Origin of the sequence: Aeromonas ichthyocola (assembly GCF_046087985.1) — a bacterium.
Taxonomy (GTDB): domain Bacteria; phylum Pseudomonadota; class Gammaproteobacteria; order Enterobacterales; family Aeromonadaceae; genus Aeromonas; species Aeromonas rivipollensis.
Genome location: NZ_JBJSWH010000006.1, coordinates 262,501 through 288,603 on the forward strand (window position 1 = coordinate 262,501; position 26,103 = coordinate 288,603).

The window sequence follows — 26,103 nt, forward strand, 5'->3', positions numbered from 1 at the left end:
CGACCCGCTGCAAGGGGGTCAGCATGTCACCGACACCTATGCCCGCGCCTTGAGACTGACCATGGAAGCTGCCGCTCGCCACCGGGGTGGGGCTGGTTGCGACCCCGGGGGCAGATACCTGCACCGCGCTCAGGCTGGAAACCAGATCCAGGCTCGGCTGCACCGAGGGCAGCGGCGCCGCCGCCGGCATGGGCATTGGCGTGGATGCCAGGGCGGCGGGAGGCTCCGGCAAGGGCTCCGGCTCCTGGGGTACCGGACGCTCGCGCACCTGTACCTCGTTCACCTCGGTCTGCATGTTGATGACGATGGCTTTCTGCTCGGACGAGGCCTTCTCTCCCCGGGGAGGTTCCACCAGGGTGGCCATGAACAGCAGGATCGCCAGGCTGAGGGTAACCCCCAGCCCCAGGCTCATCAGCTTGAACTTCATTTCGGCGCCACCGCCACGGCGATATTGGCGATGCCTGCCGCCTTGGCCTCATCCATCACTCGCACTACCTTGCCGTGAGGCACCCGCTCATCGGCCTGGATCACCAGGCTGGCATCGGGCTGCTCCGACAGCAGACGGGCCAGGCTGGCCTGCACCCGCTCCACATCCACCTGTTTGCGGTCGAGGAAGATCTGCCCCTGTGCGCCGATCGCCAGCATGATGCTGGAGGACTTTTGCGCCTTGGCCTGGCTCGCCTGGGGCCTGTGCACCTCGAGCCCGGCTTCCCGTACGAAGGAGGTGGTCACGATGAAGAAGATCAGCATGATGAACACGATATCCAGCATGGGAGTCATGTCGATCTGCACTTCATCACGCTGGCGTTTGGATTGCCGTCTCATTGCATTACCTTCTCTTCTCGCAGGCCGTCCCGGGTCTTGGCCAGCGCACGCTTGGCCTGGCTCTCGAGACGACTGAGTAACAACACGCCGGAGAGCGCCACCACCATGCCTGCCATGGTGGGGATGGTGGCACGGGAGATCCCGCCCGCCATGCTCTCCGGGTTAAAACGGTTGGCGGCGGCCAACGCATCGAATACGCCTATCATGCCGGTCACAGTGCCGAGCAGGCCCAGCATGGGGCAGAGCACCACCAGGGTGCGGATGAAGATCAGATGGCGGTTGAGCTCGAGTTCGGCCTCGGCCAGCCAGCGGCTACGGATCGCCTTGGCGTGCCAGCTGTGGCGCTCGCTGCGTCCCTGCCAGCGGCCGAACAACTGCCGCTGCAGCGGGCCGAAGCCCAGGTTGAGGTAGAGCAGCCGCTCGATCATCAAAATCCACATCAGCACCAGCAAGGCCAGGATGACCCAGAGCACGGGGCCGCCACGGCCCATGAAGCTCTGCAACTGTTGCCAGATGTCAACCATCATGCCACCCGCTCCATCCCGTCCCCGTTATTCTCGGCCCGCTCGGCCAGAATGCCGGCGACCTGCTGCTCCAGCACGTTGGAGAGCTCGGTGAAACGGGATTGCAGCAGGCTGTGGGCCAGGATCAGCGGAATGGCGGCCACCAGCCCCTGGACTGTGGTGATCAGCGCCATGGAGATGCCGCCCGCCATGATCTTGGGATCGCCGGTACCGAACTGGGTAATGGCCTGGAAGGTACCTATCATGCCGGTGACAGTACCGAGCAGCCCCAGCATGGGGGCGATGGCGGCGATCACCTTGACCATGCCGATGCCACGCTCCATCCGGGGCGTCTCCTGCAGTATGGCTTCGTCCAGCCTCAGTTCGAGCGTCTCCATGCTCAGCTCGGGATGTTTGTCTGCCACCGTCAGCACCCGGCCGAGGGCGTTGTCGGCATGATACTCGCCGCTCTTGAGCTGGCGACGCACCCGACCCAGTTCGCGGGAGAGGCTCCACAGCCGTACCGCCGCGATCCCCAAACCGATGGCGGCCAGCAGCACGATAATGGCGCCGACCTGACCACCTTGTTGTACCTGCTGCCAGAAGGTGGGCGCCTGTGCCAGCATCGCCAGCAGAGTGCCATGGGAAGGATCCAGCGGCAGCGCTTCCCCTTCCTGACCCTGATAAGCCGCAACGGCAGAGAGCACGCTACCGGGCAGACCCAGTACCGGGCTCAAGCCTTCGGCGGTGGGTTGCAGGAAGCCGTCGCTCCCCAGCAGGGCAAAGCTGCCAACCCGGGTCAGCGACTGCTCGCTGGCAGCCCCCTGGGCATCGAGCACCTTGCCGTTGAACTGGGCAATCCGGCCAGATTCGCGGATCTCTTGCAGCAGAGTGGCGGGCAGCAGGGCGAGGGCGGCGCGATCCGGCACCTGTTTATCCTGTGCCATGGCTTTCAGCGGGGCGAGGCGCTCCGGATACTGGCCCTCGACGGCGGATTCGCTCAGCAGCTTGACCGCATCGCTGGCGCCCTGACGGGTGACCGCGAAGATCTCGTTCATGTCGCCGGAGGCTTGCTCCCACTGGGCGTTGAGCTCGACCAGCTGCTTCTCGTTGCTGGCGAACTTGCCGGCCAGCTCCTTGCTCAGGCGCTGGGCCTCGGCCAGTTTGGCGCGGGCAGTGCCGAGCTCCTTGGCAACGGTCGCCAGATCCTGCTGAGCCTGCTGTTCACGAGCCTGTTCCTGCTGCTGCCACTCTCATCGGCGACAGCGGTATTGGCACCGCAGGAGAGGGCAATAAGGAGGGGGAACCACTTCATGGTGACTCTCATGATTGGGCCTCCTGACTGCGGCTGACAGAGAGGGGGACATTGAGCAACTGGGGAACCTTCTTGTCGGCGGCCACATCCATCGCCTCGGCGATGGGGGAGAGCCACTGGCTGTCGAGGGCTTGCCACTGCTTGCCTCGGCAGACCAGCGCCATGCCTGACTGCGATCGGCGGTCATCGCCAGCAGGGAGACCCGACCCAGCGCCAGCACATCGACCCGACGCGGGGCACCATCCAGCTCCAGCTCGGCGGAATAGCTATCCATCCGGCTGCCGTACTCGGCTTCGATCTGATAGGCCTGCAGCAGCTGACGGAATTTCTCCGCCTCGCTCACGTCCGCGCGGGCCAGGGTCGCTTTCAACTGTTCAACCCGCGCCAGGCGATCTTCCTTGCGCAGCGGGATGTCGTTTTGCACCAGTTGTTCCAGATCTGCCTGCATCTGCAGCATCAGCGGGATCAGGCCCTGACGGGTCTCTTGCACCGCTTCCAGCTGCTGGCTCAATTTGCCCAGCTCATTTTGCTGATCGGCCACCAGAGATTGCATGTAGCGGTTGTAGGCTTCCAGGTCACGCAGTTGCAGCTGGGCATTTTGCAGCTCCAGTCGGGCGGCAACGGCGGCATCGGCGGCTTTTTCCACCCGCTGCTGGGAGGCTTTCCCGGCAGCTATGCTGTTCTTGAGGGCGGGAGCAACCAGCTCATCCCCGATGGCAGCAAAGTGGACTGACAGTGGCAGCAGGGCCACACCCCAAAACTTGTTCATTGATACACATCTTAACAATGATAACTATTATCATTATCTCAAAGAGCGGGCTGGCAACGAGAGGATTTTCTTGGCCTTTATGCACAAAAACAGGATAATTTTTAAGCAAGCACGGGAATAACTGGCGTTGGTAGCCACAACACCAATATAAATAACGAAAAAAATCTTTTCGATCAGTGTGATAGAGATCGAAAAAGGAGAAAGTACATGTTTAACGATGCGATCTGGGAACATATCGACAAGTTCACCAAGGCAACAAAAACCAGCGATATCCAGCAGCTGCTGGAGCGCTTCAGTCATCAAATGGGCTTTGATTACTTTCGGCTGCTGATTATTTTCCCCATCAGCATGCAAAAATCCCACGTGGCCTTGTTCAACAACTGCCCGACCAGCTGGTTTGATGCCTACACGGAGCGGCACTACCTGACCCAGGATCCTGTGGTCTTCCTTGGCCTGAAGCAGACCCAGCCCATCTTCTGGAACAAGCTCGATTGCGACTCCCCCTGGCTGCCCAGCGCCAGCCGGGAAGTGATGAACCTCGCCGCCGACTTTGGCGTGAGAAACGGTGTCTCCTTCCCGCTGCACACGCCCCAGGGGGAACATGGCATCCTCTCCTTCATCAGCAAGGAGAAATCCAACTCCGACCTGATGTTTGAAAACGTTCCCATGCTGTCGTTCTGCGCCAGCTACATCTTCAACGCGGCGCTGCAGCTGATAAAGAGCAGGCCGGACCTGATGAAGCATCTGGCCGAGCTGTCGGATCGGGAGAAGGAGTGCCTGTTCTGGGCCAGCGAGGGCAAGACCTCCTGGGAGATAGCCACCATACTCGGCATCAGCGAGCGCACCGTGAACTTCCACCTCAATCAGGTCACCAACAAGACGGATTCGAAGAACCGCAACCAGGCGATCGCCAAGAGCATCTCCAGCGGCATCATAGTGCCTTCGCTGAACGACGTGACCATCACCAACCTGCGGCTCTCCTGAGCCGGTCCGCAGCAACAAAAAGAGCCGCAACAGCGGCTCTTTTTTTATGTCTGGCAACGGCTTATTCCACGGTCACGGATTTCGCCAGGTTGCGCGGCTGATCCACGTCGGTGCCCTTGATGAGGGCGACATGGTAGGAGAGCAGCTGCAACGGTACCGTGTAGACGATGGGGGCTATCATCTCTTCCACGTGGTTCAGGCTCATCACCCGCATGGTCTCGTCGCTCTTGAAGCCGGCGTCGGCATCGGCGAACACGTAGAGGATGCCGCCACGGGCACGCACCTCTTCCACGTTGGACTTGAGCTTCTCCAGCAGGTCGTTGTTCGGCGCCACCACTATGATGGGCATCTCGGCATCGATCAGCGCCAGCGGGCCGTGCTTGAGCTCACCGGCGGCATAGGCCTCGGCATGGATGTAGGAGATCTCTTTCAGCTTGAGCGCCCCCTCCATGGCGATGGGGTACTGGCTGCCACGACCGAGGAACAGGCTGTGGTGCTTGTCGGCGAACTCCTCGGCCAGGGTCTCGATCTGCTTGGCCAGCGCCAGGCTCTCCTTGATACGCAGCGGCAGGGCTTGCAGCGCCTTGACCAGGTCGGCTTCGGCCTCGGCGCTCAGGTTGCCGCGGCAGTGACCGACGGAGGCCACCAGCATCAACAGGCCGGCCAGCTGGGTGGTGAAGGCCTTGGTGGAGGCGACGCCAATCTCGGCACCGGCCCGGGTCATAAAGGCCAAGTCAGATTCCCGCACCAGGGAGGAACCCGGCACGTTGCAGATGGCGAGCGAGCTCATGTAGCCGGACTCCTTGGCCAGGCGCAGGGCGGCCAGGGTGTCGGCAGTCTCGCCGCTCTGGGACAGGGTCACCAGCAGACTGTTGGGGCGCACCACCGACTTGCGATAGCGGAACTCGGAGGCGATCTCCACGTCGCAGGAGACGCCGGCTATCTCTTCGAACCAGTAGCGGGCCACCATGCCGGAGTTGTAGGAGGTGCCGCAGGCCACGATCTGGACGTGCTCCACCTTGTCGAAGATAGCGCGTGCGCCGTTGCCGAAGGACTCGACCACCACGTGATCGCTGCCCAGACGCCCTTCCAGGGTGTTGGTGATGGCCTTGGGCTGCTCGTAGATCTCTTTGAGCATGTAGTGGCGGTACTCGCCCTTGTCACCGGCGTCGTGGGAAAGCTCGGATTCCAGCTCCTCGCGCACCACGGCATTGCCCTGGGTATCGAAGATGTGCACGTCGCGACGGGTCACCTCGGCCACATCCCCCTCTTCCAGGAAGATGAAGCGGCGGGTCACCGGCAGCAGGGCCATCTGATCGGAGGCGATGAAGTTCTCACCGATACCGCGGCCGATCACCAGGGGCGAGCCGGAGCGGGCCACCACCACGCGGCTGTCGTCACGGCTGTCCATCACCACAGTGCCGTAGGCACCGCGCAGCTGCTTCACCGTGACCTGCATGGCCGCCAGCAGGCTGGGAGCGGATTTCAGCTCGTGGTGCACCAGGTGGGCGATCACCTCGGTGTCGGTGTCTGAGCTGAACTCGTAACCCATGCCCTGCAACTGGCTGCGCAGCTCTTCGTGGTTCTCTATGATGCCGTTGTGCACCACCACTATATGCTCGGAGACGTGGGGGTGGGCATTGCGCTCGGACGGCTCGCCATGGGTCGCCCAGCGGGTGTGGGCTATGCCGGTACCGCCGTGGACGGACTGCTCTTCCAGCGCCTTGGCCAGTTCGGCCACCTTGCCGAGGCGACGCACCCGCTGCAGCGGCTGGTTGGCGCTGAACACGGCCACACCGGCGGAGTCATAGCCGCGGTATTCCAGACGGCGCAGGCCTTCTACCAGGATTTCAGCCACATCACGTTGGGCCACTGCCCCGACGATGCCACACATAGACTTCTCCTCAAGAGGTAAAAACGGAAATTCGTTTGGATAGTTGGATGTTTGGGTCAAACCGCCACGGGGGCGCAGATCAGTGCTATCCCCCTGGCCTGAATCTGTGCTCTGGCCTCGCCGTCCAGCCCCTCGTCGGTCACCAGGGTATGGATGCTGGACCAGGGCAGCTCGAGATTGGGGATCTTGCGGCCTATCTTCTCCGACTCGACCATGACGATGACCTCGCGGGACACCTCGGCCATCACACGGGAGAGGCCCACCAGCTCGTTGAAGGTGGTGGTGCCTCGCTCCGGGTCTATGCCGTCGGCGCCGATGAACAGCTGGTCGAAGTCGTAGGAGCGCAGCACCTGCTCCGCCACCTGACCCTGGAAGGATTCGGAGTGGGGATCCCAGGTACCGCCGGTCATCAGCAGGGTGGGCTCGTTCTCCAGCTCGCGCAGGGCGCCGGCCACGTTGAGGGAGTTGGTCATCACGATGAGACCGCGCTTGCTGCCCAGCATGGGGATCATGGCGCTGGTGGTGCTGCCGCTGTCGATGATGACGCGGTTGTGATCGCGGATGCGCTCGGCGGCGGCACGGGCTATGGCCAGCTTTCGTTTCGAAACTTGATCCGGATTGCTGTCCACCACCATCTCGCTCGGCAGGGGCACGGCACCACCGTAACGACGCAGCAGCAGGCCGCCTGTCTCCAGCACGGCCAGATCCTTGCGGATGGTCACTTCCGAGGTGGAGAAGTGCTTGGCCAGGGCATCGACGCTGACTTCGCCCTGTTCCTGCACCAGGGTCACTATGGTGTGACGGCGCTGTTGTGTGTTGCGTTTGGTCATCTTAAAGTTTCGATTCGAAAGAATGGCGAAATATTAATACCTTTTTTGGAAAAATCAAACGGCAAATAGGATCCGATTTGGTTCGATGCCAGAATGGTCAGGCCGATTTATGACGAGGACGCCATGCAAAAACGAGTCATCTGGCTGGTGGAAGATGAGGCCAGCATCGCCGACACCCTGATCTATGCCCTGCAGACCGATGGTTTCGAGGTGGAGTGGTTCCCCCTCGGCCAGCCGTTGCTGGCGCGACTGGAACAGACGCGACCGGATTTTCTGATCCTGGATGTGGGGTTGCCAGACATCGGCGGCTTCGAGCTGTGCAAGCGGGTGCGGGCCCTGACCGACACGCCCCTGATGTTTCTCACCGCCCGCAGCGAGGAGATAGACAGGTTGATCGGGCTGGAAATCGGGGCCGACGACTATGTGGCCAAGCCCTTCTCGCCGCGGGAGGTGTGCGCCAGGGTGAGGGTGATACTGCGCCGCAGCCAGCCCATAATCCCCCAACCGAGCCAATTGCTGGCACTGGACGAGGAGCGGGCCCGCATCTGCTTCCACGGTCAGCCCCTGACCCTCACCCGCTACGAATACCTGCTGCTCAAGACTCTGATGCAGGCGCCGGGCCGGGTCTACTCCCGCCAGCAGCTGATGGATCTGGTGTGGAGCGGGGCCGAAGAGAGCCTGGATCGCACCGTCGACACCCACATCAAGACCCTGCGCGCCAAGCTGCGGGAGCGGGACGCCGAGGCCAATCTTATCCTGACCCACCGCGGGCTGGGCTACAGCCTGGAGCTGGCATGAGGCTCGGGTTGCAACTGCTGTGCGGTCTGGTGCTGATCTTCGCGCTGGCCGCCTGGTTCGTGCTGGAGATCTTCGTCGAGGAGATTAAACCCGGGGTGCGCAGCGCCACCGAGGATACCCTGGTGGACATGGCCCAGCTGCTGGCCCCCCTGGCTCTGGACGATCTGCAGGAGGGGAATATGATGAACGGGCGGCTGGCCAGCGCCTTCGCCCGCCTCAACCAGAATCCCATCAATGCGATGATCGACGGCCACCTCAAGCAGCAGGCGGAGTACCGCATCTATGTGACTGACCGGCAAGGGTGGTGATTTACGACTCCGACGGCACGGATCTGGGCAAGGACTATTCGCGCTGGAACGATGTCTACCGCACCCTGCGCGGCCAATATGGCGCCCGCAGCACCCGCACCGATCCCGATGATGCCGCCAGCTCGACCATGTATGTGGCGGCGCCGCTGCGGGAAGGGGCCGAGATCATCGGCTCCCTCACCGTCGCCAAACCCAACCGCACCCTGATGCCAGCCATCGAGCGCAGCGAACAGGAGCTGCTGCAGGCCGGCGGCCAGATGCTGCTCATCTCGCTGCTGATCGGCAGCCTGCTGGTGTGGTGGCTCAACCGCGCCATCGGCAAGCTGGTGCACTACGCCGATGCGGTCAGCAAGGGGAGGCGGCCCGCCTGCCACGGCTGCACACCGTCGGAGCTGGATCGGCTCGGCCGCTCCCTGGAGACCATGCGCCACCAGCTCGATGGCAAAGCTACATCGAAGCCTATGTGCACAGCCTGACCCACGAGCTGAAGAGCCCGCTGGCCGCCATTCGCGGGGCAGGGGAGCTCCTGGCCGAAACGCCGCCCCCCGAAGTTGCCAAACGTTTATCGGCAACATCAATCTGGAAACCGCCCGCATGCAGCAGCTGATCGAGCGAATGCTGCAACTGGCGCGGCTGGAGTCGGGGCAGGGGCTGGACGCCAGTCGGTGGAACCGGCCAAACTGGGCAAGCGGGCTCTCGATGCCCGCCAGATCATCGCCCAGCGCCGTCAGGTAACGAGTTGGTGGCCGAGCTGGCCAGCGCGCCGAAACAGAAGTGGGATCCGCTGCTGGTGGAGCAGGCCATCGGCAACCTGCTGGACAACGCCATCGACTTCTCTCCCGCCAACGGGCAGGTCACCCTGAGCGGCAGCCAGCAGGAGGAGGGCTACTGTTTTCGGGTCACCGACAGCGGCCCCGGCATTCCCGACTACGCCCTGCCGCGCATCTTCGAGCGCTTCTACTCCCTGCCACGACCCGACAAGGGCAAGAGCAGCGGTCTCGGGCTCAGCTTTGCCCCGAAGTGGCCCACCAGCATGGCGGCCGTCTGACCCTGAGCAACCGGCCGGAAGGTGGCGTGCTGGCCGAACTCTGGCTGCCGTTCGCCTAGTCCCCCGCAACTTCACATTCCCCACACAAAGCGGGCTAGCTGCGCCTGCCAGATAGGGTCCCTTTCTCTCATCCATTTGCTCAAGGAATGCTCATGTCCCGCCTGCTTCTCTCCGGCCTGCTGGCCGCCGGCCTGCTCTGCAGCCCTGCCTGCCTCCGCCGCCAGCGGCTGCTTGCTCTATGCCGACGGCAACGGCAGACCCTCTCCAGCGAAGGGGACTGCTCCAGCCAGCTGCCGCCCGCGTCCACCTTCAAGATCCCGCTGGCGCTGATGGGTTACGACAGCGGCTATCTGGTGGATGAAGAGCATCCGGCACTGCCCTACAAGCCGAACTATGACGGCTGGCTGCCCGCCTGGCGTGAAACCACCACCCCGCGCCGCTGGGAAACCTACTCGGTGGTCTGGTTCTCCCAGCAGATCACCGAGTGGCTGGGGATGGAGCGCTTCCAGCAATACGTCGACCGCTTCGACTACGGCAACCGGGATCTCTCCGGCAATCCGGGCAAGCATGACGGTCTGACCCAGGCCTGGCTCAGCTCCAGCCTCGCCATCAGTCCGGAGGAGCAGGCCCGCTTCCTCGGCAAGATGGTGAGCGGCAAGCTGCCGGTCTCGGCGCAGACCCTGCAGTACACCGCCAATATCCTCAAGGTGAGCGAGATCGACGGCTGGCAGATCGACGGCAAAACCGGCATGGGCTACCCGAAGAAGCTGGATGGCAGCCTCAACCGCGCTCAGCAGATTGGCTGGTTCGTCGGCTGGGCCAGCAAACCGGGCAAACAGCTGATCTTCGTCCATACCGTGGTGCAAAAGCCCGGCAAGCAGTTCGCCTCCCTCAAGGCGAAAGAAGAGGTGCCCTGCCTGCCGCCTTCCCGCCAGATGATAACCACCAGCCCACAGCGAGCTGAAGAAATCATTTCTATTGCTGCTCTGGCTTCCCCAACCGGCGCAACCGGCTGCCAGGGAGGTCATCCATGATCGGCTTCGAATGGCAGGCGTGCATCTGGGCCCCTTCACCGGCCCTGCTTGCACAGCAGCCCGCCCCATCCCCACCATCGAGGAGCTCTTCACCCTGCTCGACGATTGCCGGATGCCAATGACAGACCCGCGCTTCTTCTCCGATATCCATGACTCAGCCCCCTACTGGACCTCCAGCTCCATTGAGGAGATGCCGGAACCATCAACAAGGAGACGTGTCATGGTCAAACAGATATTCACCCACAAGATCTTTCTGCTGCTGTTGCTCAGCCTGCTGCTGTTGATGGTGCCGGTGCAATCCATCATGGAGCTGAACCGGGAGCGTCAGGCTTACCGCAATCAGGCCATTCACAGCATCATGGCCAGCAGCAGCGGCCCGCAACGACTGATGGGGCCCATTATCGTGCAGCCCTATACCCGTTCGGTGACGGTCGAGCAGGAGGGCAAGCGCTTCGTCCGTCAGGAGCAGATCTACCGCTACCTGCTGCCGGAGCAGTTGGATATCAAGGCCAGCATGGAGGTCACCCCGCGCAAGCTCGGCATCTATCAGGCGCAGGTCTACCAGACCCGCATCACCCTATCCGGCCGCCTGCCCCACCCGGCAGAGTTTGCTGAATGACGCGACCTCACCGCTCGGTGAAACGGCCGAGCTGGTGGCGGGCAAACCCTACCTGAGCCTGGTGCTGTCCGATGCCCGCGGTATCAACAGCGTCCCCGAACTGCAACTCGGCAACAGCGCATCCCGTTTGCCCCCGGCGCCCGCCTCGGTGATGCGCTGGCGGGTATCCATGCCCCGCTCGACAGCCTGCCGCAACAGGATGGCACCTTTCATCTGGAGCTCAATCTGCAGGGGATGAACACCCTCGACATGGTGCCGCTGGGCAAGGAGAGCACCCTGCAGCTGGCGGGCAACTGGCCCCACCCCAACTTTATCGGTGACTTTCTGCCGGGCAGTCGCACCCTGAGCCCACAAGGGTTTGAGGCCAACTGGCAGACCAGCTGGTTCGCCACCGACATGGAGACCCGCTTCAACCGGATGATGAAGGGGGCGGGGAGCGATTTGCCGACCTTCAGCGTCAGCCTGGTGCAGCCGGTGGATCACTATCAGCAAAACGAGCGGGCCGCCAAGTACGCCCTGCTGTTCATCGGCCTCACCTTCCTCAGTTTCTTCATGTTCGAGCTGCTCAAGGGGCTGCGGGTGCACCCAATCCAGTACGCCCTGGTGGGCATGGGGCTGGCCATCTTCTATCTGGTGCTGCTGGCGCTGACCGAGCACCTCGGCTTTGGCTGGGCCTATCTGGTCGCCAGCCTCGCCAGCGTGTCGCTCAACGGCTTCTACCTCAGCCACGTGCTGGGGGGGCCGCGTCAGGGCCTCGGCTTCGCGGCCCTGCTCGGGCTGGTCTACGCCATACTGTTCGGGCTGCTGCAGGCCGAGGAGATAGCCCTGCTGCTCGGCGCCCTGCTGCTGTTCGCCATACTGACGCTTGTCATGGTGCTGACCCGCAAGCTCGACTGGTATCAGGTGATGGACTACAGCGCCGCCACCACATGGGCGGCCCCCCAGTCATCGACCAGTGACACCAGCCATAAGTCATAAGCCAAAAAAACCGGCGCCATCAGGCGCCGGTTTCATTTCATTGATCGGGCATCACTTCTTCTTGACCGGGCGGGCCCAGTTCTTGATGTGACGCTGGGGCACCCGGGTGATCACCAGCTCGTGCTCGGCCACATCCTTGGTGATGGTGGAACCCGCACCCAGGGTCGCGCCCTTGCCGATGCGCACCGGCGCCACCAGCTGGGTATCGGAGCCGACGAAGACGTCATCCTCGATGATGGTCTGGAACTTGTTCACGCCGTCGTAGTTGCAGGTGATGGTACCGGCACCGATATTCACCTTGGCACCCACCTCGGCATCCCCAGATAGGTCAAATGACCACACTTGGAACCAACCCCCAAACGGGCCTTCTTCATCTCGACGAAGTTGCCGACGTGGGCATCCTGCTCCAGCACGGCACCCGGGCGCAGACGGGCAAACGGGCCGACCGAGCACTGATCCGCCACCTGAGCCCCTTCAACGATGGAGTAGGGCTTCACTTCGCTGTGATCGCCAATCTCGCAATCCTTCAGCACGGCGCCGGCACCGATGCGCACATGGTTGCCGAGTTTGACCTTGCCCTCGATGATGACGTTGACGTCGATCACCACTTCCTCCCCTATCTCCAGCGTGCCGCGCAGATCGAAGCGGGCCGGATCGATCAGGGTGACGCCGGCGATCATCAGCCTCTCGGCATGCATCTGCTGATAGCTGCGCTCGAGGGCCGCCAGCTGGACCCGGTTGTTGGCCCCTTCCACCTCCATGGCGCTGTCCGGATGGACGGCGGCAATGGGACAGCCATCCCCATGGGCCATGGCGATCACGTCGGTGAGATAGAACTCCCCCTGGGCGTTCTTGTTGTCCAGGCGGGACAGCCAGCCACGCAGCTGGGCGCCATTGGCCACCAGCACACCGGTATTCACCTCGCGGATGGCGAGCTGTTCGGCGTTGGCATCCTTCTGCTCGACTATGCCGACTACCTGGCCGTTTTCACGGACGATACGGCCATAGCCGGTGGGGTTATCCAGCACCACTGTCAGCAGCGCCATGCCGTCGTCGGCCTTGGCGGCCAGCAGCCGTTGCAGGGTCTCGGGCTGGATCAGCGGAGTGTCGCCGTACAGCACCAGCACGTCATCCTCGTCCTGCCAGAACGGGATCGCCTGGGCGACGGCATGGCCGGTGCCCAACTGCTGTGCCTGCAATACCCAGTTGAGATCCGGGGCGGCAATCCGCTCCTTGAGCAGCTCGGCGCCGTGGCCATAGACCAGGTGCAACTGTTCGGCACCTATCTGGCGAGCGGTGTCGATCACATGGGACACCATGGGTTTGTTGGCGACAGGGTGTAGCACCTTGGGCAGAACGGAACGCATGCGAGTACCTTTACCCGCAGCCAGGATCACGACGTTGAGAGACATAGCCAGCCTTTGAAACATGAAGAAATGCTCGGCGGAGTCTATCCAACGGGCAAAAAAAAAGCGACCCGAAGGTCGCTTTTTGCATCACCGTGATTAGCGGTAATTCTTTTTGACGATATCGATAACCCGCAGCTGGGCCATCGCTTTGGACAGCTCGGCAGATGCCTGCGCATAGTCGATATCACCATGGGAGCTGTGGATCCGCTCTTCGGCACGACGCTTGGCTTCCTGGGCTTTCGCCTCATCCAAGTCTTTGGCACGAATGGCGGTATCGGCCAGCACGGTCACGGACTCGGGTTGCACTTCCAGCATACCGCCGGAGATGTACAACACCTCTTCGCTACCATTTTGCTTGATCAAGCGGACCAGGCCCGGCTTGATGGCAGTCAGCAACGGAGCATGACCGTGGCGGAGACCCAGCTCACCCTCGGAGCCTGTTACCTGGGCCGATTGCACGCGACCGGAAAACAGTTTCCCTTCGGCGCTCACCACATCCAGGTGAAAGGAGATCATCTCAGCCATGGGCCCTCCTATCGAGGCTTACAGTTTCTTGGCTTTCTCGACGACTTCGTCGATGCTGCCAACCATGTAAAACGCCTGCTCGGGCAGATCGTCGTACTCGCCTTTCAGGATGCCCTGGAAACCACGAATGGTCTCTTTCAGCGGCACGTATTTGCCGGAAGAACCGGTAAATACTTCGGCCACGAAGAACGGCTGGGACAGGAAACGCTCGATCTTACGGGCACGGGATACGGTCAGTTTGTCTTCTTCTGACAGTTCATCCATACCCAGGATGGCGATGATGTCCTTCAGCTCTTTGTAGCGCTGCAGTACGATCTGCACACCACGAGCGGTCTCGTAGTGCTCCTTGCCTACCACCAGCGGATCCAGCTGACGGGAGGTGGAGTCCAGCGGGTCAACGGCCGGGTAGATACCCAGTGCCGCGATCTGACGGGACAGAACTATGGTCGCATCCAGGTGGGCGAAGGTGGTCGCCGGAGACGGGTCGGTCAAGTCATCCGCAGGCACGTAAACGGCCTGGACTGACGTGATGGAACCAGTCTTGGTGGAGGTGATACGTTCTTGCAGAACACCCATCTCCTCGGCCAGGGTCGGCTGGTAACCTACTGCAGAAGGCATACGGCCCAGCAGTGCGGATACTTCGGTACCGGCCAGGGTGTAACGGTAGATGTTGTCCACGAAGAACAGCACGTCACGACCCTCGTCACGGAACTTCTCGGCCATGGTCAGACCGGTCAGCGCCACGCGCAGACGGTTTCCGGGCGGCTCGTTCATCTGACCGTATACCAGAGATACTTTGTCCAGTACGTTGGACTCCATCATCTCGTGGTAGAAGTCGTTACCCTCACGGGTACGCTCACCCACACCGGCGAATACAGAGTAACCACTGTGTTCGATCGCGATGTTACGGATCAGCTCCATCATGTTGACGGTCTTGCCTACACCGGCACCACCGAACAGACCGACCTTACCACCCTTGGCGAACGGACAAACCAGGTCGATAACCTTGATGCCGGTCTCCAGCAGCTCGGCGCTGTTGGACTGATCTTCGTAGCTGGGGGCTTCGCGGTGGATGGACCAACGCTCTTCTTCGCCGATCGGACCCTTCTCGTCGATGGGCTCGCCCAGTACGTTCATGATACGACCCAGGGTCGAGGTACCAACCGGTACCTGGATGGCCTTGCCGCTGTTAACTACTTCCAACCCACGACGCAGACCGTCGGAGGAACCCATGGTGATGCAACGAACGACGCCGCCGCCGATCTGTTGCTGAACTTCCAGTACCAGACCCTGGCCTTGGCCTTCGCTGATGACTTTCAGTGCATCGTACACCTGGGGCACGGCATTCTGCGGGAACTCGATGTCCACTACAGCGCCGATGATTTGGACGATGAAACCGTTACTCATGTCAAATCCTCTAAACCTTTGATAACCCTTGCCTTACACCGCAGCAGCACCGGATACGATCTCTGTCAGTTCCTGGGTAATACTGGCCTGACGGGCCTTGTTGTACACCAGTTGCAGATCGTTAATCAGGTTGCCGGCGTTGTCAGTCGCGGCTTGCATGGCAACCATTCGGGCTGCCTGTTCACTTGCCAAGTTTTCTACCACGCCCTGGTACACCTGGGATTCGACGTAGCGAATCAACAGGGTATCCAGCAGCTGCTTGGGATCCGGCTCATAGAGGTAATCCCAGTGGTGTTTCTTGGCGAGCTTGCTGTCTTCTGTTACGGGCAAAGGCAGCAGTTGATCGACTTTTGGTTGCTGAACCATGGTGTTGACGAACTTGTTGTACACCAGATACAGCCTGTCAATCTCACCGTTGTCGTAAGCCTTCAGCATGACCTTGACTGAACCAATCAGGTCATTGACGCTCGGGTTGTCACCCAGTCCGGAGACATGGGCTTTCACCTTGGCGCCGTGCCGCTCAAAGAAGTTGGAGGCTTTGCTACCGATCAGTGCCAGGTCAACCTTGGCACCTTTCGCGCTCCATTGCTTCATATCGTTGAGGGCGGCTTTGAACAGGTTGATGTTCAGGCCGCCACACAGGCCACGGTCGGTGGAGACGACGATGTAACCCACTCGCTTGACCTCACGTTCGATGAGGTAGGGGTGCTTGTATTCCAAGTTCCCCTGAGCGATATGGCCGATCACCTTGCGCATGGTTTCAGCGTACGGACGGCTGGCAGACATGCGTTCCTGCGCACGGCGCATCTTGCTGGCTGCCACCATTTCCATAGCGCTGGTGATCTTCTGAGTGTTTTTCACACTCCCGATCTTGTTACGTATCTCTTTTGCGCCGGCCATCTCTTCTCTCCATCAGGTGGCAGCTTGCGCTGCCACACACGCTTACCAGGTCTGGGTTGCCTTGAAGCTATCCAGCAACGCAGTCAGCTTGCCAACGATCGCGTCGTTGTAGTCGGCCTTGGCATTGATTTCAGCCATCAGCTCAGCATGCTGGGTATTGGCGTAAGAGAGCAGAGCGGCTTCGAAGTCGACGATCTTGCTCAGTTCGACATCGGCGAGGTAGCCCTTCTCGGCGGCGAACAGCACCAGAGACTGGTGAGCCACGCTCATCGGAGAGTACTGCTTCTGCTTCATCAGCTCGGTCACTTTCTGACCATGGTCCAGCTGCTTGCGAGTCGCATCGTCCAGATCGGAAGAGAACTGGGCGAAGGCCGCCAGCTCACGATACTGGGCCAGCGCGGTACGGATACCACCGGACAGCTTCTTGACGATCTTGGTCTGAGCGGCACCGCCCACACGGGATACGGAGATACCCGGGTCAACCGCCGGACGAATACCGGAGTTGAACAGCTGAGTGGTCAGGAAGATCTGGCCATCGGTGATGGAGATCACGTTGGTCGGAACGAACGCAGACACGTCACCGGCCTGGGTTTCGATGATCGGCAGCGCGGTCAGAGAACCGGTCTGGCCAGTCACGGCACCCTTGGTGAACTTCTCGACGTACTCGACGTTGACGCGGGAAGCACGCTCCAGCAGACGGGAGTGCAGATAGAAGACGTCGCCCGGGTAAGCTTCACGTCCTGGCGGACGGCGCAGCAGCAGGGAGATCTGGCGATAGGCTACGGCCTGCTTGGACAGGTCATCATAGATGATCAGCGCGTCTTCACCGCGGTCACGGAAGTACTCACCCATGGAGCAACCGGCATAGGGAGCCAGGTACTGCAGGGCAGCCGCTTCGGAGGCAGAGGCTACGACCACTATGGTGTTGGCCAGGGCGCCGTGCTCTTCCAGCTTGCGCACCACGTTGGCGATGGTGGAGGCCTTCTGGCCAATCGCAACGTAGACACACTTAATGCCGGAGTCTTTCTGGTTGATGATGGTGTCGATCGCGATGGCGGTCTTACCAACCTGACGGTCACCGATGATCAGCTCACGCTGGCCACGACCGATAGGGATCATGGCATCGATGGCTTTCAGACCGGTCTGGACTGGCTGGTCAACAGACTTACGCTCGATAACGCCCGGGGCAATGACTTCGATCGGCGAGTAGCCGTCGTTGTCTACCGGACCCTTACCGTCGATCGGCTGACCCAGGGTGTTGACCACCCGGCCCAACAGACCACGACCGACCGGCACTTCCAGAATACGGCCGGTACCTTTTACTTTCATCCCTTCCGCCAGGTTGGCATAGGGACCCATGACAACGGCACCAACGGAGTCACGCTCCAGGTTCAATGCCAGAGCAAAGCGGTTACCCGGCAGCTCGATCATTTCACCCTGCATGGCATCGGCCAGACCGTGGATACGAATGATACCGTCGCTCACAGAGACGATGGTACCTTCGTTACGCGCTTCGCTTTTGACATCAAACTGCGCAATGCGCTGCTTGATCAGCTCGGCGATTTCAGTGGAATTCAGTTGCATGCTCTAATACCCCAATCAAGATTGCAGCGCGTCGGCCATGCGATCCAGCTTACCGCGGACCGTGCCGTCGATAACCAGATCACCGGCCTTGATGAGCACCCCGGCCATCAAGGACGCATCGATGCTGCAATTCAGCTTCACTTTGCGCGCGAGACGTTGTTCCAGAGAAGCCTGAATAGCGGCCTTCTGCTGGTCGGTCAGTTCGATCGCCGAAATCACGTCAGCCTGAACTTCTTTGTCCAGTTCAGCCTTGAGCGCGACATATTCAGCAACGACAGCCGGCAGCACACCCAAGCGGCCATTCTCAGCCATCACCCGGATCAGGTTCTGACCATGCTCGTTGAGCTGCTCACCGCAGACACCGACAAACAGATTTGCCAGTTCTTCGGCGGCCACGGAGCCGTTTACCAGGTCATGGATGGTCTCGTTCTCGGCCACTTGTGCGGCGAAACCGAGCATCTCCAGCCATTGGTCAACCGCCTTGTGCTCAACGGCAAACTCGAAAGCAGCCTTGGCGTAGGGGCGAGCGATTGTAGTCAGTTCAGACATAGCCCCGTTCCCGTTACAGTTCTGCTACCAGTTTGTCGACGATGTCGCTGTTGGCAGCCTGGTCGATTTGGCGTGCCAGGATCTTCTCTGCACCCGCGATGGCAAGAGCAGCAACCTGCTTGCGCAGTTCTTCTTTGGCACGATGACGTTCAGCTTCGATCTCTGCACGGCCCTGAGCCAGGATTTTTTCCCGCTCAGCTTGAGCTCCGACAGCGGCTTCATCAATGATCTGGGCCTTGCGTTTGTTGGCCTGATCGATGATTTCAGCAGCCTGAAGCTTGGCTTCTTTCAGCTGATCGGTGGCGTTGGCCTTGGCCAAATCCAGATCTTTCTTGGCACGTTCGGCAGAAGAGAGACCATCAGCAATTTCTTTCTGACGGGCTTCGATGGCAGCGATCAGCGGCGGCCATACGTACTTCATGCAAAACACTACGAAGATGAAAAAAGCAATTGCTTGGCCGAGGAGGGTGGCGTTGATATTCACAGCCGATGTCCTCTTAAGTTAGTTAATGGGTTCTGCGTGAGTCGTGACGACTTAGGCAACCGCAAACATCACATACAGACCCAGACCAACGGCGATCATCGGGATCGCATCCACCAGACCCATGACGATGAAGAACTGGGTACGCAGAACAGGGATCAGGTCCGGTTGACGAGCAGCACCTTCCAGGAACTTGCCACCCAGGATACCGATACCGATGGAGGCGCCGATAGCCGCCAGACCCATCATCATTGCAGCAGCGATGTACAGCAGGTCCATGTTCAAGTTTTCCATGAGGATCTCCATTTATTTAGATGTAATTGATTGTATAAAAAGGATTATTTGAGTTGCATCAACCATGGTCTTCTTGCGCCATCGACAGATAGACGATGGTCAGAACCATGAAGATAAACGCCTGCAAAGTGATGATCAGGATGTGGAAAATTGCCCAAGGCACGGACAGGATCCACTGTGACCACCAGGGTAACAAACCCGCAATCAGGATAAAGATCAGTTCGCCAGCATACATGTTGCCGAACAGTCGCAGACCCAATGAAACAGGCTTGGAAATCAACGTGACGGTTTCAAGGATGAAGTTAACCGGGATGGCAGCGGGATGGTTGAAAGGCTGAAGCGTCAGCTCCTTCACGAATCCACTGATACCCTTGACCTTGATGCTGTAGTACAGGATCAAGAAGAACACGCCCAAAGCCATGGACATGGTGATGTTAACGTCAGCAGAGGGAACCACACGCAGATAGGGAACACCCATCAACTGTGCAGCGTGAGGGATAAAGTCAACGGGGATCAGATCCATGAAGTTCATCAGGAAGATCCAGACAAACACTGTCAGTCCCAGCGGTGCTATGACCGGGTTCCGACCATGGAAGATGTCTTTGACGTTACCATTCACAAACTCGACCAGCATCTCCACAAAGCACTGCAGTTTACCGGGCACACCGCTGGTGGCCTTGACGGCTACGCGGCGGAACGACCAGATAAACAGGGCGCCTAGCAAGACGGAAAATATCATTGAGTCGATATTCACCGTCCAGAACCCGGACCCGACTTGCAGGTGGGTCAGGTGGTGGGAGATATATCCCTGAGGAGTCAGGACTTCTCCGGTTGCAGACATGAGTTTTCCTAATAGTGGTTGTTAAGCGTGAATGAAACTATCCACTGTACAACGAGGGCGAGGATATAAGTGGCGAAGAACGAGACGGTGTCGACCTCGATCCCGGAGCCAAACATCAGGGCGAAAAGTCCTGTTGTAGTAATGAGCTTAATCCCTGCCCCACCATAAAAGTCCCGCAAAACCAGGCCCACGCTCTCTTTCGTCACCTTGCGGCGCAGAACCCAGAGAGTGAACAGGGCTTGAGGAACCCAGTACATTCCCCCCCCGAAGAGGGAAGAACGTCCGGCAAACGCCCCGGTCTGATAAAACCAGACGGAACTGATCGCCAGGATCAGGATGAGCTGACAAACGAGCATAGCCAAGGCTAGCGTCAAACCTTCCAAGGCTACTTTCTGTTTCACCAACCTACCCCTGAACATTACAGAACTGTAAAAAATCGGGATCCGAAGACCCCAGGTTCACAGCTCGAAAAGCCGGTCAAATTATACCCGTGAAGACGGCTATTGCAACATGGCAAAAATCCTTAATTTTTGCGGCTTTCCGCGCGAAATTAAGGTTATGTTCATATCGAAAGGAATGGATGTTTTATTACTACAAAAAGCGTAAAAATCACGATTCTGACAGACCAAAATAGCCCAATACCCGGTCCAAATCCGCTAAGTTATCGTAACTTATTACTAACTTGCCGCTATCCTTCTTGCCTGGCTGAAGCTGTACCTGATTGCCAATTTTTTCTGAAATCTGGCGCTCGAGGTAACCAAACTGGGGATCGCGGACGGGCTCGACCTTGGTTTTTGCCGGTTCCAGCGTTTTTTGCACCAGTTTCTCGGTATCTCGCACCGTCAGCCCCTTCTGGGCGACCAGCTTGGCCAGCTCGGACTGGGCCGGGCCGCTCAGGGCCAGCAGGGCACGGGCATGGCCCATGTCGAGATCCCCGTGCTCGACGAACCGCTTCACGTCCTCGTTGAGCTGGTTCAGGCGCAGCAGGTTGGTGACAGTGGTGCGGGACTTGCCCACCGCCTCGGCCACCTGCTGGTGGGTCAGCTCGAATTCAGTCAGCAGTCGCTGCAGGGCCACAGCTTCTTCGATGGCGTTGAGATCCTCGCGCTGGATGTTCTCAATAAGCGCTATGGCAACAGCGGCCTCGTCGGGCACGTCCTTGACGATGCAGGGCACCACCTCGAGCCGGGCCAGCTGGGACGCGCGCCAGCGCCGCTCACCTGCGATGATCTCGAAGCGATTCTCCCCGATGGAGCGTACCACTATCGGCTGAATCACGCCTTGCGCCCGTATCGAGTTGGCCAGGTCTTCCAGCGCATCCTGGGACATGTCCTTGCGCGGCTGGTATTTGCCGGACTGCAGCCACTCCAGCGGCAGCTTGCGCAGCTCGCCCTGGTTGGTGGGCGCCATGGCCTGTTCGGTACGCTGGTCGCTCATCACCTGTTTCTGGCGGGCGGCCGTGCTGGTGCTGAGCAGGGCATCCAACCCCTTGCCCAGCCCACGTTTCTTCGGCGTCATATGCTCTCTCGGTCTGCGGTGATCGGCTGAGACTCCTGCTCCTGACGACGCAGGATCTCGCCAGCCAGGGCCAGATAGGCCTTGGCCCCCACCGATGATTTGTCATAGTGCATGGCCGGGGCACCGAAGCTCGGCGCCTCCGCCAGTCTAACGTTGCGGGGGATGATGGTGCGATAGACCTTGTCCCCGAAATGCTGTTTCAGCTGATCGGACACATCATTGGCCAGCCGGTTGCGGTGATCGAACATGGTGCGCAGCACCCCCTCGATCTTCAGCTCCGGGTTGACGACGGCCGCCAGCTTGCTGATGGTATCCACCAGTGCGGTGAGCCCTTCCAGCGCGTAATACTCGCACTGCATGGGCACCAGCACAGAGTCGGCGGCGGCCATGGCGTTGACGGTCAACATGTTGAGAGAAGGCGGGCAGTCGATGAAGACGTAGTCGTACTTGTCCCGTACCGAGGCCAGGGCGTTGCGCAGGCGGATCTCGCGGGCGAAGAACTCCATCAGACGGATTTCCGCCGCCGTCACATCGGCATTGGCGGCGATGAGGTGATAGCCACCCGAGGTCTCGGGGATGATCACCTCGTTGATGGGAGCATCGTCGATCAGCAGTTCATAGGCGGTGCGTTCGACTTCGTACTTGTCGATGCCACTGCCCATGGTGGCATTGCCCTGCGGATCCAGATCGATCACCAGCACCTTGCGCCGGGTAGCGGCCAGGGAGGCGGCCAGATTCACACAGGTGGTGGTTTTACCCACTCCACCCTTCTGGTTGGCTATGGCAATGACTTTTCCCACACTATCCCCTAAATGAATACGGCGGCCCTATTCGGGCTGGATGGCTTTAAACTCCAGCAGATGACGCTCGCCTTCCAGTTCGGGCACCACCAGCTGATGGGTGGCAACCAGACGAATGCTGGCAGGCAACTGTGCCAGTTCCTGCTCGGGGTATTGTCCCTTGAGCGCCAGGAAGCTGCCCTCGGGTGACGGCAGATGGTGACACCAGTTCAGCATGTCCTCCAGCGAGGCGAAGGCCCGGCTGAGTACAGCATCGAAGCCCACCTCGGGTTGATACTCTTCCACCCGGGATTTGACGGGCGTCACATTGGTCAGCCCCAGCTCCTGGATCACCTGGCGGATGAAGTTGATCCGCTTGCCCAGGCTGTCGAGCAGCACGAACTGCTTGTCCGGATTGATGATGGCCAGCGGCAGGCCGGGCAGACCCGGGCCTGTGCCCACATCGATGAAACGCTCACCGTGCAGGTGAGGGCTCACCACCAGGCTGTCGAGGATGTGCTTGACCAGCATGGCGTCCGGATCTCGCACCGAGGTGAGATTGTAAGCCTTGTTCCACTTGTGCAGCAACTCAACCAACTGCACCAACTGGGTCTTTTGAGTGTCGGTGATAACAATACCGGCCTGCATGAGCAGGCCGTTCAATCTTTCCAGCATATTTTCCAACGGTAAGGATCCTCAGGCGGTTTTACGCAGCAGGCCGTGTTTCTTCAGGTGAACCAGCAGGATGGAGATGGCCGCCGGGGTGATGCCGGAGATGCGGGAGGCCTGACCTATGGTCTGCGGCTTGGCATCATTCAGCTTGGCGATCACCTCGTTGGAGAGACCGTTCACGTCGCGGTAGTTCATGTCCAGCGGCAACAGGGTGTTCTCGTTGCGCAGCTGCTTCTCCACCTCGTCGTGCTGGCGCTCGATGTAGCCGGCGTACTTGATCTGGATCTCCACCTGATCCGCCGCGGCCGCGTCTTCCAGCGCCGGGCCGACCCCCTCGATGGCCATCAGGGCATCGTAGGTCACCTCGGGGCGACGCAGCAGCTCTTCCAGGCTCTGCTCCCGGGTCAGGGGCGTGTTGACCAGGGCGTTGACCGCCTCCAGCGACGGGTGCTGCGGGTGGATCCAGGTCGAACGCATGCGCTGACGCTCCAGCTCCACCTGCTCCATCTTGGTGTTGAACAGGCTCCAGCGATGGTCATCCACCAGGCCCAGCTCGCGACCTATGGCGGTCAGGCGCAGATCGGCGTTGTCTTCCCGCAGCAGCAGACGGTATTCGGCGCGGCTGGTGAACATGCGGTAGGGCTCGCGAGTGCCCAGGGTGGAGAGATCGTCCATCATCACGCCCATGTAGGCCTGATCCCGGCGGGGATGCCAGGCATCCTTGCCCTGAGCGCGCAGACCGGCGTTCAGACCGGCCATCAGCCCCTGAGCGGCCGCCTCTTCATAGCCAGTGGTGCCGTTGATCTGGCCGGCGAAGAAGAGGTTTGGAATGCACTTGCTCTCCATGTTGGCCTTGAGATCCCGCGGATCGAAGAAGTCGTATTCGATGGCGTAGCCGGGGCGGGTGATGTGGGCATTCTCGAAGCCGCGGATCGAACGGACGATCTGCACCTGCACGTCGAACGGCAGGCTGGTGGAGATCCCGTTCGGGTAGAGCTCGTGGGTGGTCAGGCCTTCCGGCTCGACGAAGATCTGGTGCGCCGTCTTGTCGGCGAAGCGGGTGATCTTGTCCTCGATCGACGGGCAGTAACGGGGGCCTATCCCCTCGATCACCCCAGCGTACATGGGGCTGCGATCCAGGTTGTTGCGGATCACCTCGTGGGTCTTCTCGTTGGTGTGGGTAACGTAGCAGGGCACCTGACGCGGGTGCTGGCTGGCGTTGCCGATGAACGAGAAGACGGGACGAGGATCGTCACCGTGCTGCTGCTGCATCACGGAGAGATCCACGGTGCGGGCATCGATGCGTGGCGGCGTGCCTGTCTTGAGCCGATCGATACGCAGTGGCAGCTCGCGCAGACGCTGGGCCAGGGCGATCGAGGGAGGATCCCCGGCGCGGCCGCCCTTGTAGTTTTCCATCCCGATGTGGATCAGGCCGTTCAGGAAGGTCCCTACCGTCAGCACCACCGTCTTGCCGCTGATGCGGATCCCGCTCTGGGTGACCACACCGGCGACACGATCCCCGTCCATGACGAGATCGTCACAGGCTTGCTGGAAGATCTTCAGGTTCGGGTAATTTTCCAGGGTCTGGCGCACCACGGCCTTGTAAAGCAGGCGATCCGCCTGGGCACGGGTGGCACGCACCGCGGGCCCTTTGGAGGAATTGAGGGTACGGAACTGGATCCCGCCAAGATCGATGGCCTGAGCCATGATCCCGCCCAGGGCATCCACTTCCTTGACCAGGTGTCCCTTGCCGATCCCGCCGATCGCCGGATTACAGGACATGTGTCCCAGCGTATCGATGTTGTGGGTCAGCAACAGGGTATTCAGGCCCATACGGGCTGCCGCTGTTGCTGCTTCGGTTCCTGCATGACCGCCACCGACGACGATCACATCAAATTGTTCATGGTATTGCATTGGGGATCACCTTGATCTGCACGCCTGAAGATCTTTATTTGCCTGGGCTGAAGGGCGGATCATTCTATCCGTTTAGCCTCTTGAGGGGAACGTCTACTTCAGGATCAGTATGGATGCAGGATCCGTTAGTAGATCTTAAGGATCTTTAGATCGATCTTTTACTGGATCTTTTATTAGGATCCACGATTTCTGTTGATAAGCCCTTTTTGATCATAAAGATCATCCGTTTAAAGGCGATCCCAGCTTGTGGAAAAGCTTGGATCCCAGGGCCGTGAACGAGGGGATAACCAGTGGTTTTATACACAGACCAGAACTGGATAAGATCTCATACATGGATAACTATAGGTTTTACAGAGCTTAACACTATAGTTATGCACATTACCCCTGGGCGTTGTGGGTAACCGTGTAGAACAACTCTCCCGGATCTATCTGTTAATAACCTGGTGGATAGGAATTTGGGGATAAGCGGGGAGATCAAGGTGTTTTTACCGGATCTCCCGTGCCCTGATCAGGCGATCATCTGCATCCAGTCATGGATCCAGGCTTCGGCGGCATCTTCCGGGATCTCGTGCTGAGTCACGTCTATCTCCAGACGATCCCCGATCCGGCTGGCGCCGCACTCGGCCAACAGTCGATCCAGCGTCTTGCCACCTTGGCAGAAGGTGTCATAGCTGCGGTCCCCAAGCCCGATCACCCCATATTTCAAGGCGTTGAGATCCGGATGCTGGTCGGCAAGATCCTTGGCGAAGGGCTGAAGATTGTCGGGCACGTCGCCGGCACCATGGGTCGAAGTGATCACCAACAGGATGGCATCCGGCTCCGCCAGCACCTCGGCCAGGCTGGCCGGGTTGTGGATCCGGGTCTGGTGGCCCGCCTGTTCCAGCAGGTTGGCGACATGATCTGCGACATATTCGGCGGCGCCCAGCATGGAGCCGACGACAAGATTGAGTTTGGCCATGGAATGGATCCTGATGTCATCGAAAGAAACGGAGAGCCGGGATTCTACCGCCAAAGGATGTGGATAAATATGGATAAAGCTTGGGGATAAGGATCCTTCACGATTTTTATGGCAGAGGCCGCCCTCGCCATCTTTTTTCATCTTCCCCTGTGTTCCCTTCTCTTGATCACCCTCCTGAATGAGTCTTTCTGCCGGAAATGCCGTCCGTTGATACAACAGGTAACAATAGAGATGCAAATGATTAGCAATTATTGAATCGATTCGATCATGGCTCTTGTAGTAGCATTGTGCCGATTTATTCGCCTAAGGAGTCGGGCAGACCGGCCGTATTGGGCACCCATAATAAGAAACCAAAATATAACTCATT

The 26,103-nt window shown here is 59.9% G+C and carries 21 protein-coding genes and 6 pseudogenes (1 of these 27 only partly in view); 5 read left to right on the forward strand and 22 right to left on the reverse strand.

Translation table 11 applies throughout. The features are described 5' to 3' along the window. The 5 genes and pseudogenes from ACF2JD_RS18425 to ACF2JD_RS18445 form a co-directional block, all read right to left on the reverse strand. Positions 1 to 427, reverse strand: partial view of a TonB family protein gene (locus ACF2JD_RS18425; protein WP_440987938.1) — the 5' portion only. Its footprint begins 236 nt before the window's first position; 427 of the gene's 663 nt are visible here — the first part of the coding sequence; its start codon is at positions 425 to 427; its stop codon lies off the left edge, out of view. Next, the gene (locus ACF2JD_RS18430) at positions 424 to 825 is read right to left on the reverse strand and encodes an ExbD/TolR family protein (protein WP_025328850.1); all 402 of its coding nucleotides are present in this window, start codon (positions 823 to 825) and stop codon (positions 424 to 426) included. Before ACF2JD_RS18430 ends, ACF2JD_RS18425 begins: the two co-directional genes overlap by 4 nt. After that, the gene (locus tag ACF2JD_RS18435; protein WP_025328851.1) at positions 822 to 1,352 is read right to left on the reverse strand and encodes a MotA/TolQ/ExbB proton channel family protein; all 531 of its coding nucleotides are present in this window, start codon (positions 1,350 to 1,352) and stop codon (positions 822 to 824) included. Before ACF2JD_RS18435 ends, ACF2JD_RS18430 begins: the two co-directional genes overlap by 4 nt. Next, positions 1,349 to 2,655: pseudogene (locus tag ACF2JD_RS18440) on the reverse strand (MotA/TolQ/ExbB proton channel family protein). The gene ACF2JD_RS18435 and the pseudogene ACF2JD_RS18440 overlap by 4 nt, the downstream one beginning before the upstream one ends. Beyond that, a pseudogene (locus ACF2JD_RS18445) lies at positions 2,652 to 3,412 on the reverse strand (DUF3450 domain-containing protein). Before ACF2JD_RS18445 ends, ACF2JD_RS18440 begins: the two co-directional pseudogenes overlap by 4 nt. A 207-nt stretch (positions 3,413 to 3,619) precedes the next feature. Between ACF2JD_RS18445 and ACF2JD_RS18450 the strand changes: the two are divergent. Beyond that, positions 3,620 to 4,396, forward strand: coding sequence for an autoinducer binding domain-containing protein (locus ACF2JD_RS18450; RefSeq protein WP_440987939.1), 777 nt, complete (start codon positions 3,620 to 3,622; stop codon positions 4,394 to 4,396). Positions 4,397 to 4,457: 61 nt separating this feature from the next. Here ACF2JD_RS18450 and glmS read toward each other — a convergent pair whose 3' ends face one another. Both glmS and ACF2JD_RS18460 read right to left on the reverse strand, forming a co-directional pair. After that, entirely contained in the window at positions 4,458 to 6,290 is a 1,833-nt protein-coding gene (glmS, locus tag ACF2JD_RS18455) for a glutamine--fructose-6-phosphate transaminase (isomerizing) (RefSeq protein ID WP_440987940.1), read from the reverse strand. A gap of 56 nt (positions 6,291 to 6,346) precedes the next feature. Beyond that, positions 6,347 to 7,120, reverse strand: a complete 774-nt coding sequence (locus ACF2JD_RS18460; RefSeq protein WP_139745121.1) for a DeoR/GlpR family DNA-binding transcription regulator — start codon at positions 7,118 to 7,120, stop codon at positions 6,347 to 6,349. A gap of 123 nt (positions 7,121 to 7,243) precedes the next feature. Here ACF2JD_RS18460 and blrA point away from each other — a divergent pair, with 123 nt between their 5' ends. From blrA to creD, 4 genes and pseudogenes are all read left to right on the forward strand, one after another. Further along, complete coding sequence (blrA, locus tag ACF2JD_RS18465; protein ID WP_163135505.1) at positions 7,244 to 7,918, forward strand: beta-lactam response regulator transcription factor BlrA; 675 nt, start codon at positions 7,244 to 7,246, stop codon at positions 7,916 to 7,918. Continuing rightward, positions 7,915 to 9,333: pseudogene (gene blrB / locus ACF2JD_RS18470) on the forward strand (beta-lactam sensor histidine kinase BlrB). Before blrA ends, blrB begins: the two are co-directional and overlap by 4 nt. Before the next feature lie 93 nt (positions 9,334 to 9,426). Further along, positions 9,427 to 10,206: pseudogene (blaOXA, locus tag ACF2JD_RS18475) on the forward strand (class D beta-lactamase); the annotation flags it as partial. Between the two features lie 385 nt (positions 10,207 to 10,591). Next, positions 10,592 to 11,905: pseudogene (gene creD, locus ACF2JD_RS18480) on the forward strand (cell envelope integrity protein CreD). 51 nt (positions 11,906 to 11,956) lie between these two features. On the opposite strand, the pseudogene glmU reads toward creD, so the two are convergent. The 15 genes and pseudogenes from glmU to mioC form a co-directional block, all read right to left on the reverse strand. After that, positions 11,957 to 13,317, reverse strand: a pseudogene (gene glmU, locus ACF2JD_RS18485) (bifunctional UDP-N-acetylglucosamine diphosphorylase/glucosamine-1-phosphate N-acetyltransferase GlmU). A gap of 93 nt (positions 13,318 to 13,410) precedes the next feature. Further along, positions 13,411 to 13,839 (reverse strand): F0F1 ATP synthase subunit epsilon, encoded by a 429-nt coding sequence (locus ACF2JD_RS18490; protein ID WP_162520132.1) that lies wholly within the window; start codon positions 13,837 to 13,839, stop codon positions 13,411 to 13,413. Positions 13,840 to 13,857: 18 nt separating this feature from the next. Beyond that, the gene (atpD, locus tag ACF2JD_RS18495; RefSeq protein WP_042651591.1) at positions 13,858 to 15,246 is read right to left on the reverse strand and encodes a F0F1 ATP synthase subunit beta; all 1,389 of its coding nucleotides are present in this window, start codon (positions 15,244 to 15,246) and stop codon (positions 13,858 to 13,860) included. A gap of 33 nt (positions 15,247 to 15,279) precedes the next feature. After that, positions 15,280 to 16,146, reverse strand: a complete 867-nt coding sequence (gene atpG, locus ACF2JD_RS18500) for a F0F1 ATP synthase subunit gamma (RefSeq protein WP_041206629.1) — start codon at positions 16,144 to 16,146, stop codon at positions 15,280 to 15,282. A 42-nt stretch (positions 16,147 to 16,188) separates the two neighbouring features. After that, complete coding sequence (gene atpA, locus ACF2JD_RS18505) at positions 16,189 to 17,730, reverse strand: F0F1 ATP synthase subunit alpha (protein WP_005326253.1); 1,542 nt, start codon at positions 17,728 to 17,730, stop codon at positions 16,189 to 16,191. Positions 17,731 to 17,745: 15 nt separating this feature from the next. Beyond that, complete coding sequence (gene atpH / locus ACF2JD_RS18510) at positions 17,746 to 18,279, reverse strand: F0F1 ATP synthase subunit delta (protein ID WP_106885386.1); 534 nt, start codon at positions 18,277 to 18,279, stop codon at positions 17,746 to 17,748. A 13-nt stretch (positions 18,280 to 18,292) separates the two neighbouring features. Continuing rightward, positions 18,293 to 18,763, reverse strand: a complete 471-nt coding sequence (atpF, locus tag ACF2JD_RS18515) for a F0F1 ATP synthase subunit B (RefSeq protein ID WP_025328867.1) — start codon at positions 18,761 to 18,763, stop codon at positions 18,293 to 18,295. Positions 18,764 to 18,814: 51 nt separating this feature from the next. Next, positions 18,815 to 19,054, reverse strand: coding sequence for a F0F1 ATP synthase subunit C (gene atpE / locus ACF2JD_RS18520; RefSeq protein ID WP_010672265.1), 240 nt, complete (start codon positions 19,052 to 19,054; stop codon positions 18,815 to 18,817). A gap of 58 nt (positions 19,055 to 19,112) precedes the next feature. Next, positions 19,113 to 19,895, reverse strand: coding sequence for a F0F1 ATP synthase subunit A (gene atpB, locus ACF2JD_RS18525; protein ID WP_025328868.1), 783 nt, complete (start codon positions 19,893 to 19,895; stop codon positions 19,113 to 19,115). Positions 19,896 to 19,903: 8 nt separating this feature from the next. Then, positions 19,904 to 20,314: an ATP synthase subunit I gene (locus ACF2JD_RS18530; RefSeq protein WP_025328869.1), complete on the reverse strand. Its 411-nt coding sequence runs from the start codon at positions 20,312 to 20,314 to the stop codon at positions 19,904 to 19,906. A gap of 190 nt (positions 20,315 to 20,504) precedes the next feature. Continuing rightward, a complete protein-coding gene (locus ACF2JD_RS18535; protein ID WP_171277147.1) occupies positions 20,505 to 21,413 on the reverse strand; it encodes a ParB/RepB/Spo0J family partition protein in 909 nt (302 codons plus the stop codon). Continuing rightward, the gene (locus ACF2JD_RS18540; RefSeq protein WP_106885384.1) at positions 21,410 to 22,213 is read right to left on the reverse strand and encodes a ParA family protein; all 804 of its coding nucleotides are present in this window, start codon (positions 22,211 to 22,213) and stop codon (positions 21,410 to 21,412) included. Before ACF2JD_RS18540 ends, ACF2JD_RS18535 begins: the two co-directional genes overlap by 4 nt. A 27-nt stretch (positions 22,214 to 22,240) precedes the next feature. Further along, positions 22,241 to 22,867 (reverse strand): 16S rRNA (guanine(527)-N(7))-methyltransferase RsmG, encoded by a 627-nt coding sequence (rsmG, locus tag ACF2JD_RS18545; RefSeq protein WP_163135499.1) that lies wholly within the window; start codon positions 22,865 to 22,867, stop codon positions 22,241 to 22,243. 21 nt (positions 22,868 to 22,888) lie between these two features. After that, on the reverse strand, positions 22,889 to 24,778 hold the full coding sequence (mnmG, locus tag ACF2JD_RS18550; protein ID WP_106885383.1) for a tRNA uridine-5-carboxymethylaminomethyl(34) synthesis enzyme MnmG: 1,890 nt from the start codon (positions 24,776 to 24,778) through the stop codon (positions 22,889 to 22,891). A gap of 508 nt (positions 24,779 to 25,286) precedes the next feature. Next, positions 25,287 to 25,736, reverse strand: a complete 450-nt coding sequence (gene mioC, locus ACF2JD_RS18555; protein WP_139745128.1) for an FMN-binding protein MioC — start codon at positions 25,734 to 25,736, stop codon at positions 25,287 to 25,289. Positions 25,737 to 26,103 lie beyond the last annotated feature (367 nt).

Excerpts from the sequence above, each read along its gene's own strand:
- ACF2JD_RS18530 (WP_025328869.1), bottom strand. The coding sequence starts at position 20,314 with ATGTTCAGGGGTAGGTTGGTGAAACAGAAAGTAGCCTTGGAAGGTTTG.
- ACF2JD_RS18460 (WP_139745121.1), bottom strand. The coding sequence starts at position 7,120 with ATGACCAAACGCAACACACAACAGCGCCGTCACACCATAGTGACCCTG.
- mioC (WP_139745128.1), bottom strand. The coding sequence starts at position 25,736 with ATGGCCAAACTCAATCTTGTCGTCGGCTCCATGCTGGGCGCCGCCGAA.
- atpG (WP_041206629.1), bottom strand. The coding sequence starts at position 16,146 with ATGGCCGGCGCAAAAGAGATACGTAACAAGATCGGGAGTGTGAAAAAC.
- ACF2JD_RS18490 (WP_162520132.1), bottom strand. The coding sequence starts at position 13,839 with ATGGCTGAGATGATCTCCTTTCACCTGGATGTGGTGAGCGCCGAAGGG.
- atpE (WP_010672265.1), bottom strand. The coding sequence starts at position 19,054 with ATGGAAAACTTGAACATGGACCTGCTGTACATCGCTGCTGCAATGATG.
- mnmG (WP_106885383.1), bottom strand. The coding sequence starts at position 24,778 with ATGCAATACCATGAACAATTTGATGTGATCGTCGTCGGTGGCGGTCAT.
- rsmG (WP_163135499.1), bottom strand. The coding sequence starts at position 22,867 with ATGCTGGAAAGATTGAACGGCCTGCTCATGCAGGCCGGTATTGTTATC.
- atpH (WP_106885386.1), bottom strand. The coding sequence starts at position 18,279 with ATGTCTGAACTGACTACAATCGCTCGCCCCTACGCCAAGGCTGCTTTC.
- ACF2JD_RS18430 (WP_025328850.1), bottom strand. The coding sequence starts at position 825 with ATGAGACGGCAATCCAAACGCCAGCGTGATGAAGTGCAGATCGACATG.
- atpD (WP_042651591.1), bottom strand. The coding sequence starts at position 15,246 with ATGAGTAACGGTTTCATCGTCCAAATCATCGGCGCTGTAGTGGACATC.
- blrA (WP_163135505.1), top strand. The coding sequence starts at position 7,244 with ATGCAAAAACGAGTCATCTGGCTGGTGGAAGATGAGGCCAGCATCGCC.
- atpA (WP_005326253.1), bottom strand. The coding sequence starts at position 17,730 with ATGCAACTGAATTCCACTGAAATCGCCGAGCTGATCAAGCAGCGCATT.
- ACF2JD_RS18535 (WP_171277147.1), bottom strand. The coding sequence starts at position 21,413 with ATGACGCCGAAGAAACGTGGGCTGGGCAAGGGGTTGGATGCCCTGCTC.
- atpB (WP_025328868.1), bottom strand. The coding sequence starts at position 19,895 with ATGTCTGCAACCGGAGAAGTCCTGACTCCTCAGGGATATATCTCCCAC.
- ACF2JD_RS18450 (WP_440987939.1), top strand. The coding sequence starts at position 3,620 with ATGTTTAACGATGCGATCTGGGAACATATCGACAAGTTCACCAAGGCA.
- ACF2JD_RS18435 (WP_025328851.1), bottom strand. The coding sequence starts at position 1,352 with ATGATGGTTGACATCTGGCAACAGTTGCAGAGCTTCATGGGCCGTGGC.
- glmS (WP_440987940.1), bottom strand. The coding sequence starts at position 6,290 with ATGTGTGGCATCGTCGGGGCAGTGGCCCAACGTGATGTGGCTGAAATC.